This is a genomic window from Arthrobacter sp. TJ-178, assembly GCF_058269275.1.
On sequence record NZ_JBZCNK010000001.1, the window covers coordinates 908,578 to 922,422 of the forward strand.

Sequence of the window (13,845 nt, forward strand, 5' to 3'; positions counted from 1 at the left end):
TGCCTCGGTGCTGCCGCGCAGGCACTATTTCTGCAGCGCTTTTCCTTCGGAGTCCAGGTAATCGCGCCAGGACCGCTTCGGCTTCCAGCCCAGCATCCTTTGCGCCTTCGCGGTGGAGATGCCCGAAGCGTCGGTACGGTCCAGATCACGCAGTTCGATCTGGTCGCCGTAGTACTTCGTCAGCACCTCGGCGAAGTCGTGGCCGCCCACGTTGTCCGGTGAAGCAATGTAGAAGACTTCGTGTCCGGGCAGGTCCGATTCGGTTGCGAGCACAATCGCATCGGCCAGGTCGTAGACGTCCACGTAGCTCCACAGTCCGGCGCTGAGTACCGAGCTGTCGCGGATCTGCGGCCCCAGATTGTTTTCATAGTTTCCCTCGAACTGCACCCAGCTGGGCCGGATCGAGATGCACTGGATGTCGGACCGGGCCACAGCGGCGTCCATGAGCTGCTCGCCGAAATGCTTGGCGAGCGCGTAGGGGTCCTGCGGGTGGATCGGGTGCTCTTCGTCCACGGGAGCGTAGTCCGGAAGGAAATCGCGCTCCGGAAAGAAGAAGCCGGGCACAGTTTCGCTGGAGATAAAGACAAAGCGCTTGACGCCGAAGCTGACCGCGGCTTCCAGGATATTGAACGTCGCCATGAGGTTGTTCTGGAAGACAACATGGGGGGCGTGGCCCGTGGGCTCGGGGATCGCGGCGACATGCACCACCGCGTCCACTCCCTTGGCCAGCGCGTAGGCTGCACCTGCATCAGTGAGGTCAGCCATGATGTAGCGGGGCGCACCCTCCGGCTTCCGCTCGTACGAGGGGCGGTCGAGGTCAGTGGTGACGACTTCATGTCCGGCGTCGATCATTGCCTGCGTTGTGGCACGTCCGACTTTTCCGTGGGCTCCGGTGATGAGGACTTTCATTGCTGCTCCTTGGGTTATTGCACGTCGCCCGAGTATAGGCCACGGAAAGGAGGGCGACGTGACGGCAGACACTGCACCGCGGACACATAAAGAGGTCCGCTTCCCCTAAGCACAAAGAAGTGAACTGCTCCCCGTAAGTATTGCCCGGCCGATATCCGGGCAAACCTGATATACAGACTCCGCGCGAATTCTGTGGCCCGGGATAACGGATCCAACTCCACTGCCTCAGCCGAAGGGCCCGATCAATTCATCGGCGGCGCCAGCAGTGTTGACGGGACCGAGGTGGCGGTCAACCTTCCCGAGTTGGTCAGCGGCGCACCGGCGCCCCTCAGGCTTTCAGCAATGGCGGTTTCCGGTGGGCGACCCGCTGCCGTTGGCGTTCCAGGTTCAGTTGAACGTGGGCTACGGTAATGCCTACATGACCTGCTCCGAATAGCTACGAGCTCGACGGAAGGACAAATGAAAAATGGGTGTCGTCGCCGGCTGGACATTGACCGTGTTTCTCATCATTTTCCTTATTTCCGCGGTGACCATAGGAATCATCTACGTTGCGCGCAGGGGTGTGACGCAGCGCGTGGTCAGACATACCGCCCGCCGCAGCAAAAATTGACGCTTCGAACCCCGGATCCGACCGGGGTCTTGTCATGTCCAGCCGAGATCGTCCGGCCCGCGCTATGAAGCCCCAAGAAGTGCGCTACCGTGGCCACGGGATGAGAAATTGCCTACAAAGAAGATCTGGGTCACAAACGACGGCTAAGCGGTGCCTTGATTCTCTTGCGCTACAGAGTCGAAATGCTCACGCCCCGGCGCCACCCTCTTAGGGGATCTATCCCCCGAAAGGCCATAGCGGGACTGCAATTCCGCCACCTGCTGCTCCAATTCCTGGATGCGGCGATCCTTCTCTCGAAGCATGACCGCGGCATCCGTGGCCACTGCAGTCAGACGATGGATCACGTCGACACCAGAATCCTGTGACATGTCGGCCCACGCATTCCTCTTCGACTCCTGCATGAAGGACAGCGGCACCTTTGAGAGGTCTGCATCCGGGTCAAGGCCGAGGATGTCGATCATCGCCCCACGACGCCAGTTAAGGACTTCCTCGATGCGGCGCTGGGTGATGTCACGCGGCACCCGCTCGCCCGCCTCAAGTGAATAAAGGGAGCGCTCTGAAACCCCAACCTTCTGGGAGAGGGACCGCCGGGTTAGGCCGGCCGCCTTGTATCCATCCTGGATCAGTTCGCCAAGACGTTTCCTGTTTCCCAGTTCGTCACTCTGTGCTTTCTCAGAAGTTGCCATAAGAGAAGAGTATGTACGAAATACGCAACAATGAAGAAGTTAAGGAAGCTTCTCTAAACCCTTGCCCTGCCCGCCAATAGGGGCCCGCATGTCCGTACATTTTCGGTTTTCGGCCGTTTTGCCTTGCCAGACCCCGTCTGACTAGGCGTTTTATTGTGGAGCTTAGGGGAATCGAACCCCTGACCTTTTCATTGCGAACGAAACGCTCTACCAACTGAGCTAAAGCCCCAAGCCCGGCGCTTCACCCTAAGGCCGGCCGGACAGCCCCGAGGGGCATAACCCCGATTCTAGACCCGGGCACAGGTTCATAGGCAAATCGCCGCGGCGTTCTGACGGCCCGCACTACCTGCGGCCACCCCTTCTCTGGTTGCCGCTTCCGGTGCGGCGCTATCCTGACAGCCCGGGCGGCAGCACTCCCCCGGCCGCACTCCCAGCGAAACCGCACCGATCAGCGAACGCCCAAAGGAGCAGTGCCATGACCCTCATCGAATCCGTACTTGCCGAACGTCCCGACGGCGCCGGAACGGACCTGGAAGCCATCTCCACCTGCATCATTGCCTGTTTTGACTGCGTGCAGGTCTGCACGGCCTGCGCCGACGCCTGCCTCAGCGAGGACATGCTCGGTGACATGGTGGAATGCATCCGCAAGGACCTCAACTGCGCGGACATCTGCGCTGCCACCGGAACGGTGATCGCCCGGGTCGGCACCAGGCACGCCAGCTATCCGGACACCACAACCGCACTGCTGCGTGCCTGCGCCGCAGCCTGCCACCAGTGCGCCGAAGAATGCGCCCAGCATGCCGCCGAACACGGACACTGCCGGATCTGCGCCGAGACCTGCCGCCGCTGCGCCGCCATGTGCGAAGAACTGCTGGTGGTCATGTCCCGCGGCTGAACGCGGCGGTTGCTCGGCTACGTGCCAGAGGCCAGCACCATTCCGCGGACATAGGCGGCCTGGCCCACATGCTCCAGCCCGTCACCGAGGATGCTGATCAGCCGCACCCCCAGGGTCACTGGAGGATCCCACGCCTCATCCACCACCTGGTCCAGGTCTCCTCCGGTGAGACCGGAAACAAAGGCAGCCGTGCGAGAGTGCACCGCTTCGTAGTAGCCCAGCAGCACCTCGGCGGACTCCACCTGCACGGCCGAAACCTGCTCCGAATCGTGACCGTATCCGGTGTCTTCAACAGCCAGCGGCAGCCCCACCCGTTCGTACCAGCCCTCTGCGGTCCAGGCCTGCTCGTGCCCGGCCAGGGGAGCAATCTGGGCGTCCTCACCCCGGGCCAGATGCCAGATCAGCCAGGAGATGGAGTTGCCCTCCGGATACGGGCGGTGGTTCAGTGCCCGGGCGTCCAGACCATGAACGGCACGGCGGACAGTCTGCGGAAGCCTGCCAAAGGCATCAATGAGGAGATCGCTCTGTTCCATGTAGGTACTCCGGAATCTTGTAGTGGGGGAACCGCCGCAATCCTTTCACGCACCGAAGCCCCGGAACAGGGCACACCGGCACGGACAAATGCCTTTGAAGAAAAACCCGCCGCCGGCCGGGTGCATCCTGCTCCGGCGGACCTACCATTGCTCCCATGAGTTGGACCGACCAGCGTCCTCCGTGGCTTCCTCCGATTCCTTCCCCCAACCGCGGCCGGATCCGCATAGTGGTGGGCATCGTCCTGGTTGTTTGCTGCATGCTGGGCATCCTGGTGGTCGCCTTCCTGGGCGAAACACTGAGCATGTACACCTGGTGGCCGCTGGCCACAGGACTCGGCCTGCTCATGTCCGGCCTGCTCAGCCGCCGCCGAATGCCCTAGCTTCACCGGTGCACAGTCATACCCACCTAAGATGGGGCTCATGACTGATGCCTCCGACGCCGGCGCGCCAGCACCTGCCCTCTCCCCGGGGTCCGGCGCCGGCTCCCTGTCCCAGACACTCTCGCGCGGCATTCAGGCCCTGGAGCTGCTCGCCGAGGCCGAGATTCCGCTGACCATCGCCGAACTGTCCCGGGGACTCGGCGTGCACCGCTCCATCGCCTACCGCATTTTGCGCACCCTTGAGGCACATTCGCTGGTCATGCGCGACGACGGCGGCCGGGTCACGACGGCGCCCGGGCTGGCTGCGCTGGCCCGGGGCGTATCGCGGGACCTGCAGTCCGCAGCCCTGCCCGAACTCACCGCTCTGGCCGACGAACTCTCCATGACCGCCTTTGTGGCCGTGTGGGACACCCGCGACTGTGTCACCCTCGTGACGGTGGAGCCGCGCCACAGCCGCACGGCGCTGGTGCAGCGCCCCGGAACCCGGCATTCCTTCGCTGCCGGCGCTCCGGGCATCGCCATCCAGTCCGCCGTAGGTGAGGAACAATGGGCCCTGCTCGCTCCGGGACAGCCCTATCGGCCGGAATCAGCGCTGGCCCGCACCCGGGGCTACGCCGTCAGCCACGACGAGGTCATTCAGGGCGTTTCCGCCGTCGCGTCACCCATCACTGCTTCCGGCCAGCTGCCCGCGGCAGTGTCCGTGGTGTACTTCGGGTCCGGCCGTGACGAGGAAACCCTGGGCCGCCGGCTGGCCGAAAGTGCGCGGCTGATCTCCTCCCGGCTGACGTAACCGGCCAGCCCCCAATAAGTTAGGCAAGCTTTCTCTTGCTGGCAACAGGCCACCGGCAGGCCTATAACAAGAGACATGGAAGCCTTGCGCACAATCCGGAATTATCCGGTGGTGGCGGCGACCGTCGTCGTCGGGCTGGCGGTGGCCGCACTCCTGGGAGCGGACCTGCACACCGCGGCCGCTTGGACCGCCTCCGGCTATGCACTGCTCGTCGCCGCCGTGACCGCTGCCCGCATGATCCGCGACATCCTGCGCGGCCACTGGGGACTGGACATCCTGGCCGTTGTCGCCATCGTGTCCACCGTAGCCGTGGGCGAATACATTGCCGCCCTGATCATTGTCCTGATGCTCACCGGCGGCGAAGCCCTGGAAGACTACGCCGCAGGGCGTGCCCGCGGCGAGCTCGACGCCCTCCTGGCAAAGGCGCCGCAGGCAGCACACCGGCTGCCGCCCAACAGCGGGACTCCCGCGGACATCCCGGCCGACGACGTCGTTCCGGGCGATGTGCTGCTGGTCAAACCGGCAGAACTCGTCCCGGTGGACGGCGTACTGCTGAGTGCAGAAGCCAGTTTCGACGAGTCCTCGCTGACCGGCGAGCCGCTGCCGGTGGGCCGCACCGAAGGCGACAAAGTCATGAGCGGCTCGGTGAACGGTACCCGGGCGGCACTGATCCGGGCCACGGAGACGACAGCGGACAGCCAGTACCAGCGCATCGTTGCCCTGGTGCGCGAAGCCGCAGAATCCAAAGCCCCCGTGGTGCGTCTGGCGGACCGGTTCGCCGTGCCGTTTACCGCCTTCTCGCTGCTGCTTGCAGGAGCGGCATGGCTGCTGACGGGCAACCCGGTCCGCTTTGCCGAAGTGCTGGTGCTCGCCACGCCCTGCCCCCTGTTGATTGCCGCACCGGTGGCCTTCATGGGCGGGATGAGCCGATCCGCCCGAAACGGCATCATCGTCAAGGGCGGAGCCACCCTGCAGCAACTCGCGCGGGCTCGCAGCATCGCTTTCGACAAGACCGGCACCCTCACGTACGGCAGGCCTGAACTTGCGGCCGTGGAACCCGCGTCGTCTTTTGCGGCTGAGGACGTGCTGCGCCTGGCCGCCTCCGCCGAACAGTATTCCTCCCATGTGCTGGCAGCCGCGGTGCAAAACGCCGCCCGCGAGCGCGGCATGCAGCTGAGTCCGGCAACCTCCGCGTCCGAATACGCCACCAACGGCGTGCGCGCGGAGGTGGACGGGCACATGGTCCTGGTGGGCAAGCGCAGCTTTGTGGCCGCGGAGGCTCCGGAAACGGCGGACGGCACCGGCACCCAGCAGCACGGCGGGCAGCTTCGGGTCTATGTGGCCGTGGACGGCCGTTTTGCCGGCGTCCTGCTCCTGAGCGACACCCCTCGGCCCAACGCACGCGCCACGCTGGAGCGGCTGGCCTCGCTTGGCCTGGAGCCGCCGGTCATGCTCACCGGCGACGGACGCGCCTCGGCCGAAAGCACTGCCGCCGCCCTGGGCATCCGGGAGGTCCACGCGGAGCTGCTGCCTGAAGACAAGGTTCGGCTGGTCGCCGCCCTGCCGGACCGGCCTGCCGTCATGGTGGGCGACGGCGTGAATGACGCACCCGTGCTGGCGGCAGCCGACGTCGGCATCGCCATGGGAGCCCGCGGTTCCACTGCCGCCGGGGAATCCGCTGATGCCGTGATCGTGGCGGATGACATCTCCAAGGTGGCCGACGTCGTCGTCATCGGCCGGCGAACGATGCGGATTGCGCTGGGCAGCATCTGGCTGGGGATTTCACTTAGCGTGGGCCTGATGCTGGCGGCTGCGTTCGGGTTCATCCCCGCCGTGGCCGGAGCCCTCATTCAAGAACTCGTGGACCTGGCCGCCATCCTGAACGCCCTGCGCGCCCTGGGCGGCGGGCAGCCTTCCGCTGCGCCCAAGCCGGACGCAGCCCTGCCGGCCCAGGTGGGCGGCTCAACGCCGCGAGCCAGCTGATCCCGACGCGGCCTGGACTCCACGGTCTCCATGAGCGGACACCATAGGCGCCTGACTCATCGCGTCACAGGCCGGAAACCGGGTCCGCAGTCCGGATGCACGCCAAAGACAGGGATAATGGACGAGGTCCGGCCGCAGCTGCGGCCGGCTGCGGCCGGTTCAACAAGCTAGGGGACGTCCATGACCTTGATCGATAACGGTGTGTATGCGGACGGCAAACGGCAGCACACCCCGGAAAGCCTCGACGAGACGTTTGAACTGACGCGCAGTTCCGGCGGAATGGCCTGGATTGGCCTGTACCGTCCCGATGACATTGAGCTGCTGGCGGTGGCCGAGGAATTCGGCCTGAACCTGCTGACGGTGGAGGACGCGCTGGCGGGCCATCAGCGTGCCAAGCTGGAGCACTACGACACCACGCTGTTTACGGTGCTGCGGCCCGCCCGCTATCTGGACGACGTCGAACGCGTGGAGTTCGGCGAGCTGCACGTTTTTGTGGGGTCGAATTTTGTGGTGACGGTCCGGCATGCCGAGTCCCCGGACCTGGGCCGCGTCCGCAAACGCCTCGAGCAGGAACCGGATCTGTTGGCGCTGGGCCCGCATGCCGTGCTGTACGCCGTCCTGGACCAGGTGGTGGATGAATACGCACCGGTGGCCGCGGGACTGGAGAACGACATTGACGAGATTGAGGACCAGCTGTTCGGCGGCGATGTTGAGGTGTCCCGCCGCATCTATGAACTCTCCCGCGAAGTCATCCAGTTCCAGCGGGCCATCTCTCCGCTGGAGGACGTGGTGGGTGCCCTGCAGCGCAGGGCCGACGAGTACGGGGTTCCCGCGGAGCTCCGCGACAACCTGGGAGACGTCCTGGACCACGTCCTGCGCCTGATCGACCGGGTGAACGCGTACCGCGCCCTGCTGGAGAATGCCCTGAACCTGTCGTCCACGCTGGCCTCGAACCGGTTGGCCGAAACCAGCATTGAGCAAAACGAACAGGTCAAACGCATCTCGTCCTGGGCCGCCATCCTCTTCGCCCCCACCCTCGTGGGCACCATCTACGGCATGAACTTCAATAACATGCCGGAGTTGGACTGGGAATGGGGCTATCCGCTGGCCCTGGTGGCCATGGTGGTCATGGGTGTGGCCCTGTACGCGACATTCAAGCGGAACAAGTGGCTTTAGGCGGTTGTCTCCTCCTCAAAATGGATGATCTGGCGCAGGGCACGGCCTTCGGCCAGGTCATCCATGGCCTTGTTGATGTCCGACAGCGGGATCCGGGCGGACACCAATTTCTCCACCGGCAGCCTGCCACGGCGCCAGAGGTCGGCAAAAGCGGGGATGTCACGGGCTGGAACCGCTGATCCCAGGTAACTTCCGATAACGGTCCGGGCTTCCGCCACCAGGGTGAGCGGCGAAATCTGCGCCAGCGCAGTTGGAGCGGGGAGCCCCACCGTGATCGTTGTTCCGCCGGGTTCCGTCTGCTGCACCGCGGTTTCAAAAGCACGCGCGTTGCCGGCGGCTTCCACCACGACGGGCGCCCTAATGCCCTTCGCTGCAGCGTCCGACGGCGTGTACGCCGCCGCTGCGCCCAGGGCCAGTGCCTGCTCCAGCTTCTCCTCGTTGGCATCAACGCCGATGACCTCGGCGCCCAGGGCCCGGGCCGTCAGCAGTGCAGCCATTCCCACTCCGCCAAGGCCCACCACCATGAGGGTGTCTCCCGGTTCAGGCCTGGCCAGGTTGAGCACGGCTCCGCCGCCGGTCAGGACCGCACAGCCCAGCAGAGCCGCAACCTCCGGCGGCACGTCGGCCTCCACTTTCACCACGGACCGCTGATCCACCACGGCGTGGGTGGCGAAACCGGACACTCCAAGGTGATGCAGCACGTCGGCACCGCCGCGGTGCAGCCTGACCTGCCCGGACAGCAGCGTGCCTTTGGTGTTTGAGGCCGTCCCCTCACTGCAGGGCAGCCGCCCGTCGGAGGCGCAGCCGCGGCACTTTCCGCAGCGCGGGAGGAAGGTCATCACCACCCGGTCCCCCGGAACCAGATCGGTCACTGAACCGCCAACACTTTCGACGATTCCGGAGGCTTCGTGGCCCAGCAGCATGGGAACCGGTCGCGTCCGGTCCCCGTTCACGACGGACAGGTCCGAGTGGCAAATACCTGCGCATTCAATCCGGACGCGGATCTCGTTGTCCCCCGGATCATCCAACTCCAGGTCGCAGACGGTCAGCGGGCGGGAATCCGCATATTTCGGCGGCGACCCTATCTGCTCAAGCACTGCTCCCCGGATTTTCACCGTACGCTCTTGTGGACCTCGTCCACGTGCAGGTCCGCACCCTTGGTTTCCTTGACCATGCTGACGGCGATGAAGGAAATGACGCACAGGACCATGATGTAGATGCCGATCGACGGCGACCATCCCGTTTCATTCAGCAGGGCCTGCGCAATGGTCGGCGCGAATGCCCCGCCCAGAATCGCCCCGAGGGCGTAGCCGATGGACACCCCTGAATAGCGCACCCGGGCAGGGAACATCTCCGCATACATGGCGGACTGGGGTCCGTAGGAGAGGCCCAGCCCGATGGTGAGCACAAAAATCGCCACGGCAAACGCGATGATGTTGGTGGTGTCGATCAGCAGGAACATGGGAACCGACCAGAGGAAAACCCATGCGTAGCCGATTTGGAAGGTGCGGATCCGGCCGATCCGGTCCGAGAGGATCCCGCCGTAGAGCGTAAAGATCAGCCAGCCGAAGGATCCCAGGGTGGTGGCCAGCAGGACGGAGGGCCGGTGCATACCCAGCCCGCCGGCTTCGGTCTTGCCCGCGGCATAGGAAGCGAAGAACGCGATGACGAGGTAACCGGCGGCGTTGTTGGCAATGAAGATCAGGGCGCTGAGGATAACTTCGCGGGTGTTGTGCTTGAACAGCTGGCCCAGGGGCGCGGAGGACTCCTTTTTGCGTTCCTGGATTTCTTTGAAAATGGGGCTCTCATCGACGGAGCGGCGAATGAAGTAGCCGACGCCGATCAGCACCACGGAGAGCAGGAACGGGATCCGCCAGCCCCAGGCCAGGAACTGGTCCTCAGTGAGGCTCGTGCTCAGCACGTACATAACGAAGGTTGCCAGGATCATTCCGATCGGAACACCGATCTGCGGATAGGCGCCGAACATCCCCCGTTTGTTCACCGGGGCATGCTCAACTGACAACAACGCGGCACCTCCCCATTCACCGCCGGCCGAGAAGCCCTGCAGGATGCGCAGCAGCACCAGCAGGATGGGGGCAGCCACTCCGATCTGCGCGTACGTCGGGACCAGACCGATCAGTGAGGTGGACGCGCCCATCATCAGCAGGGTGAAGACCAGCATTTTCTTGCGTCCCAGCCGGTCGCCAAGGTGTCCGGCCACGATGGCGCCGAGCGGGCGGAACAGGAAGCTGATGCCGATGGTGGCGAAGGACACCACCTGTCCCAGCGGGCCCTCGCTCACCGGGCCGAAGTACAGGGTGGCCAGGACCAGCCCTGCGGCCTGGGCATAAATGAAGAAGTCGTACCACTCAATGGTGGTGCCCACCAGCGTCCCGGCAAGGACCTTTCGCTCTTCCCGGGTCATCCGTCCGGTCGACGGCGTATCTGCAACGCTGCTGCTCATGAAAAACTCCGTTGTTAACTCAAGGGGGCGGGAATAACTGAAAGAACGTTCGGTAGTGTGCCTGCGGATAAGATACCGGAAATGTGACGCAAAGCACAGACTTGTCCGAAGGATGATTTGCAACCCGAAATGTTCCGTTCAGCCAAAGCAGCGGCCGGCAAAGCGCCGGCCGCTGCTTCACCCGTCCCGTCACTCCTTCTTGAGCTTGTCCTGCACCGCTCCCGCAGTCTTCTCGACGATGTTGGGAAGATCAGTGGTGCCGTAATAGCGGGCATCCACACGGGTGGGCGGCGGCATGGGGGCCGACGTCGTCGGACCGTCGTGGTAGGTGAACTCACCGTGCCCGTCCGGGGTGGGACCGGACGCCCAGCTGCCTTCGGAGGCTGCCGCACCGTCAGAGAAGTTCAGATACTGGTAAGACACTTCACGGTGTTCCTTGTTCAGCGGGAAGTTGCTGGGAACCGGGAGCTGTTCCATGTTGCTGGCCTGGAGCTCCAGTGCCGCGGTGGTCCACTGGTTCTGATGCATGGTGTCACGGGCCAGGAGGAATGAGAGCAGGTCCCGGACGCCGTGGTCATCGGTCATGTGATAGAGCCTGGCGACGGCGAGGCGGCCCTGCATTTCGGCGTTGGCGTTGGAGGTGAAGTCTGCGAGCAGGTTGCCGCTGGCGGTGATGTAACTGCCCTGCCACGGGTTGCCGTTGGCATCCACCGGCCGCGCGCCGGCGCCGGCAACGATGGCATGCTGCACGTCCATGCCTCCGACCACGGCCGCCACTGTGGGGTCATTCTGAACAGCGTCTTCCGTGATTCCCAGCGGCGCTTTCTCCAGCAGCTGCGCAATCATGACGGCCAGCATTTCCACGTGGCCCATCTCCTCCGCCCCGATACCGAAGAGCAGATCCCGGTATTTGCCGGGGATGTGCGTGTTCCAGGCCTGAAACTCATACTGCAGGGCGACGGTAATTTCCCCGTACTGCCCGCCGAGGACTTCCTGCAGCTTGCGGGCATAAACGGCGTCCGGCTGGTCAGGAGTGGATTTGAACTGAAGTTCCTGCTTGTGAAAAAACATAGGTACCTCCGTGGGGGTTGGAGCACCTGAGTCCGCGCCGCTGTGGAGCCGGCGAACCGGTGCGCGTGTCCTCAACGTAGCCCCGCAGCAGCCCTCTGGAAAGGGTAGTCAGCCTACTTAGTATCTATTTCCTTTCAGTTGGGTCAGGACTAGCGCAAAAGCCTGAATGGCGCTGATATGCTCCCCCGAATGAGCAATATGTGCGCCCGCATCGCACAGCCTGACGGGAGCCGAAGCAGAACTGGTTAGACTGCTCCAATGCCCCATGATGAGCAGCACCAGGACACCGACAGCCAGCCGCAGGACCGGGAACAGCACGGGCGGGAGAGCCGGGGCGTCCCGGCGGCCGCAACGCGGGTGACTGACGATTTCACCGTGCGCCGCCACACGCTGCCGTCGGGCCTGACCTACACCACCACCACCGGACGAATGGTGTTTCGCCGGGAGGAAACCAAGGACGGGAAGTCCGAGGGGTTCCAGCCGAAGGCGGAGATTTTCCTCGTTGCCTACACCGCGGACGAAGATACAACCGCCGACACGGACACAACCGGAACAACCGGGACCGCTGCGCCCGTCCCCAACCGGCGGCCTGTGGTGTTTGCGTTCAACGGCGGCCCCGGTTCCTCCTCCGTGTGGCTGCATATGGGCCTGCTGGGCCCGCGGATGGTGGACTCCGGGGACGTGGGTTCGCTGACTCCTCCTCCGTTTGGCCTGGTGGACAATCCGGAAACCATCCTGCAGCACGCGGATCTGGTGATGATCGATCCGGTCAACACCGGCTTCTCGCGCGTGGTGGACGGCAATGAGGCCGGCGAATTCCACGGCTTCGAGGAGGACCGCGACCTGGTGGCCGAGGTCATCCGGCTCTGGACCACCCGCAACAACCGCTGGCTCAGCCCGAAGTACCTGGCGGGCGAGTCCTACGGCACGCTGCGCGCCGTCGCCGTCGCGGGCCGCCTTTTCGACGCCTACGGCATGGCCGTCAACGGTCTGGGGCTGATTTCCACGGTGCTGAACATGGCCACCCTCGATTTCGCCCCGGGCCGCGACACCCCCTACGCGCTGCACCTGCCCACCTACGCAGCCATCGCCCACTTCCACGGCCGGCACGGGGACCGTGAACTCGCCGCGGTGGTGGCCGAGGCAGAAGACTTTGCCGGCCGGGACTTCGGCTACGCGCTCACGCAGGGCGCCCGGCTCACCGCGGAGGAGCACGACGACGTCGTTCGCCGGCTCGCCGAAATCACCACCCTGGATCCGGGCTTCATCCGCCGCACCAATCTGCGCTGGGACTATGCGCAGTTCTCCGCGGAGCTGCTGCGCAACGAGAACCTGGTGGTGGGGCGGATTGACGGCCGTTTTACCGCCCCGGGTGCCAACCAGCAGGACTCCATTAACTGGGATGACCCCAGCCTGCGCGCCATCAACGGACCCTACTCGGCCGCTATCAACCACTATGTGCGGGCGGAGCTGGGCTACGAAAACGACCTGCCGTATGAAATCCTCACCGGCCGGGTCCAGCCCTGGAGCTACAAGAACTTCGAAGGCGTTCCCGTGGACGTCACCGGCACCCTCGAGCGGCTGCTGGCGCACAACCCTGCCCTGCGGGTGCATGTGGACTACGGCTATTACGACGGCGCCACGCCCCATTTCGCGGCGGAGTACGTGTGGGCGCACATGCGGCTGGACGATGCAGCCCGGGCACGGTTCTCGCATCACTATCACGAGGCCGGGCACATGATGTATCTGAAGCCCGAATGCCGGCTGGATCAGCTCTCAGCCCTGGCGGATTTTGTCAGCGCCGGCTGAGCCTGCGCCGTGCGGGCCTGCCGATCGGGACTAGCGGCTCGCGAAGTGCCACCAGATTCCGCCGACAAAGACTGTGCCGGCGGCAAAAGCCAGCCCCAGCTCCACCAGGATGCCCAGCCCCATGGCCTTCAGCGCCGCGTAACTGGCGGACCAAGCCGCGGGCAGGCTGCGGCGGCGGAAGTATTCGCTCAGCAGCAGCCCCACGGCAAACCCGACGATCAGTCCCACCACGGGAATGAAGAACATTCCCACCACGCCCACCACTACCCCTGCCAGAACCGAGGTGTTGGGCACCTGGCGCTGCTTCAGCCGCCGGCCCGTCAGCACCGCGCTGGACAGCAGGCCGGCAAGGGCGAGCACCGATCCCACGCCGAAGGCCCACCACGCGGCGGCACTCTGCAGTCCGAGCGCCCAGCCCAGCAGCGCCGCAATGATCAGGATGCTGCCCGGCAGGACCGGAATAACAATTCCCGTCAGACCCACGGCAACGGCAAGGGCGGCAATGACGGTTATGACGATGTCGGGATCCATCCCCCCAG

At 64.7% G+C, this 13,845-nt stretch carries 14 protein-coding genes and 1 tRNA gene; 7 read left to right on the forward strand and 8 right to left on the reverse strand.

The annotated features are described in order from the left end of the window. Positions 1-24: 24 nt before the first annotated feature. Positions 25-909 (reverse strand): NAD-dependent epimerase/dehydratase family protein, encoded by an 885-nt coding sequence (locus AC4D2Q_RS04300; protein WP_490945248.1) that lies wholly within the window; start codon positions 907-909, stop codon positions 25-27. 466 nt (positions 910-1,375) lie between these two features. Here AC4D2Q_RS04300 and AC4D2Q_RS04305 point away from each other — a divergent pair, with 466 nt between their 5' ends. Further along, positions 1,376-1,519, forward strand: coding sequence for a hypothetical protein (locus tag AC4D2Q_RS04305; protein WP_490945250.1), 144 nt, complete (start codon positions 1,376-1,378; stop codon positions 1,517-1,519). A 143-nt stretch (positions 1,520-1,662) separates the two neighbouring features. Here AC4D2Q_RS04305 and AC4D2Q_RS04310 read toward each other — a convergent pair whose 3' ends face one another. Both AC4D2Q_RS04310 and AC4D2Q_RS04315 read right to left on the reverse strand, forming a co-directional pair. After that, positions 1,663-2,205: a helix-turn-helix domain-containing protein gene (locus AC4D2Q_RS04310; RefSeq protein WP_490945252.1), complete on the reverse strand. Its 543-nt coding sequence runs from the start codon at positions 2,203-2,205 to the stop codon at positions 1,663-1,665. A 156-nt stretch (positions 2,206-2,361) separates the two neighbouring features. After that, a tRNA-Ala gene (locus tag AC4D2Q_RS04315) sits at positions 2,362-2,434 on the reverse strand. A gap of 246 nt (positions 2,435-2,680) precedes the next feature. Between AC4D2Q_RS04315 and AC4D2Q_RS04320 the strand changes: the two genes are divergently transcribed. Next, entirely contained in the window at positions 2,681-3,100 is a 420-nt protein-coding gene (locus tag AC4D2Q_RS04320; protein WP_490945255.1) for a four-helix bundle copper-binding protein, read from the forward strand. Between the two features lie 17 nt (positions 3,101-3,117). Here the strand turns inward: AC4D2Q_RS04320 and AC4D2Q_RS04325 are convergent, their stop codons facing one another. Beyond that, on the reverse strand, positions 3,118-3,633 hold the full coding sequence (locus AC4D2Q_RS04325) for a mycothiol transferase (RefSeq protein WP_490945257.1): 516 nt from the start codon (positions 3,631-3,633) through the stop codon (positions 3,118-3,120). Between the two features lie 155 nt (positions 3,634-3,788). Between AC4D2Q_RS04325 and AC4D2Q_RS04330 the strand changes: the two genes are divergently transcribed. The 4 genes from AC4D2Q_RS04330 to corA all read left to right on the forward strand — a co-directional run bounded on the left by AC4D2Q_RS04330 (position 3,789) and on the right by corA (position 7,962). Then, on the forward strand, positions 3,789-4,013 hold the full coding sequence (locus AC4D2Q_RS04330) for a hypothetical protein (RefSeq protein WP_490928144.1): 225 nt from the start codon (positions 3,789-3,791) through the stop codon (positions 4,011-4,013). Positions 4,014-4,053: 40 nt separating this feature from the next. Beyond that, positions 4,054-4,803, forward strand: coding sequence for an IclR family transcriptional regulator (locus tag AC4D2Q_RS04335; RefSeq protein ID WP_490945260.1), 750 nt, complete (start codon positions 4,054-4,056; stop codon positions 4,801-4,803). A gap of 75 nt (positions 4,804-4,878) precedes the next feature. Beyond that, complete coding sequence (locus tag AC4D2Q_RS04340) at positions 4,879-6,786, forward strand: heavy metal translocating P-type ATPase (RefSeq protein ID WP_490945262.1); 1,908 nt, start codon at positions 4,879-4,881, stop codon at positions 6,784-6,786. 180 nt (positions 6,787-6,966) lie between these two features. Beyond that, positions 6,967-7,962 carry a magnesium/cobalt transporter CorA gene (gene corA, locus AC4D2Q_RS04345; RefSeq protein ID WP_490945263.1) on the forward strand — a complete coding sequence of 332 codons (996 nt, stop codon included), beginning with the start codon at positions 6,967-6,969 and terminating at the stop codon, positions 7,960-7,962. Here corA and AC4D2Q_RS04350 read toward each other — a convergent pair. The 3 genes from AC4D2Q_RS04350 to AC4D2Q_RS04360 form a co-directional block, all read right to left on the reverse strand. Then, positions 7,959-9,077, reverse strand: coding sequence for a zinc-binding dehydrogenase (locus tag AC4D2Q_RS04350; protein WP_490945265.1), 1,119 nt, complete (start codon positions 9,075-9,077; stop codon positions 7,959-7,961). The genes corA and AC4D2Q_RS04350 overlap by 4 nt on opposite strands. Further along, a complete protein-coding gene (locus AC4D2Q_RS04355; protein WP_490945267.1) occupies positions 9,074-10,426 on the reverse strand; it encodes an MFS transporter in 1,353 nt (450 codons plus the stop codon). Before AC4D2Q_RS04355 ends, AC4D2Q_RS04350 begins: the two co-directional genes overlap by 4 nt. A 189-nt stretch (positions 10,427-10,615) precedes the next feature. Continuing rightward, positions 10,616-11,497: a manganese catalase gene (locus tag AC4D2Q_RS04360; RefSeq protein ID WP_490945269.1), complete on the reverse strand. Its 882-nt coding sequence runs from the start codon at positions 11,495-11,497 to the stop codon at positions 10,616-10,618. A gap of 258 nt (positions 11,498-11,755) precedes the next feature. Here AC4D2Q_RS04360 and AC4D2Q_RS04365 point away from each other — a divergent pair, with 258 nt between their 5' ends. Continuing rightward, positions 11,756-13,306 carry a S10 family peptidase gene (locus AC4D2Q_RS04365; RefSeq protein WP_490945271.1) on the forward strand — a complete coding sequence of 517 codons (1,551 nt, stop codon included), beginning with the start codon at positions 11,756-11,758 and terminating at the stop codon, positions 13,304-13,306. Positions 13,307-13,336: 30 nt separating this feature from the next. Here the strand turns inward: AC4D2Q_RS04365 and AC4D2Q_RS04370 are convergent, their stop codons facing one another. Further along, positions 13,337-13,837 (reverse strand): DUF456 domain-containing protein, encoded by a 501-nt coding sequence (locus AC4D2Q_RS04370; protein ID WP_490928133.1) that lies wholly within the window; start codon positions 13,835-13,837, stop codon positions 13,337-13,339. Positions 13,838-13,845 lie beyond the last annotated feature (8 nt).

Coding starts and splice junctions, on each gene's coding strand:
- AC4D2Q_RS04325 (WP_490945257.1), bottom strand. CDS start 3,633: ATGGAACAGAGCGATCTCCTCATTGATGCCTTTGGCAGGCTTCCGCAG.
- AC4D2Q_RS04335 (WP_490945260.1), top strand. CDS start 4,054: ATGACTGATGCCTCCGACGCCGGCGCGCCAGCACCTGCCCTCTCCCCG.
- AC4D2Q_RS04330 (WP_490928144.1), top strand. CDS start 3,789: ATGAGTTGGACCGACCAGCGTCCTCCGTGGCTTCCTCCGATTCCTTCC.
- AC4D2Q_RS04300 (WP_490945248.1), bottom strand. CDS start 909: ATGAAAGTCCTCATCACCGGAGCCCACGGAAAAGTCGGACGTGCCACA.
- AC4D2Q_RS04365 (WP_490945271.1), top strand. CDS start 11,756: ATGCCCCATGATGAGCAGCACCAGGACACCGACAGCCAGCCGCAGGAC.
- AC4D2Q_RS04360 (WP_490945269.1), bottom strand. CDS start 11,497: ATGTTTTTTCACAAGCAGGAACTTCAGTTCAAATCCACTCCTGACCAG.
- AC4D2Q_RS04305 (WP_490945250.1), top strand. CDS start 1,376: ATGGGTGTCGTCGCCGGCTGGACATTGACCGTGTTTCTCATCATTTTC.
- AC4D2Q_RS04340 (WP_490945262.1), top strand. CDS start 4,879: ATGGAAGCCTTGCGCACAATCCGGAATTATCCGGTGGTGGCGGCGACC.
- AC4D2Q_RS04310 (WP_490945252.1), bottom strand. CDS start 2,205: ATGGCAACTTCTGAGAAAGCACAGAGTGACGAACTGGGAAACAGGAAA.
- AC4D2Q_RS04370 (WP_490928133.1), bottom strand. CDS start 13,837: ATGGATCCCGACATCGTCATAACCGTCATTGCCGCCCTTGCCGTTGCC.
- AC4D2Q_RS04320 (WP_490945255.1), top strand. CDS start 2,681: ATGACCCTCATCGAATCCGTACTTGCCGAACGTCCCGACGGCGCCGGA.
- corA (WP_490945263.1), top strand. CDS start 6,967: ATGACCTTGATCGATAACGGTGTGTATGCGGACGGCAAACGGCAGCAC.
- AC4D2Q_RS04355 (WP_490945267.1), bottom strand. CDS start 10,426: ATGAGCAGCAGCGTTGCAGATACGCCGTCGACCGGACGGATGACCCGG.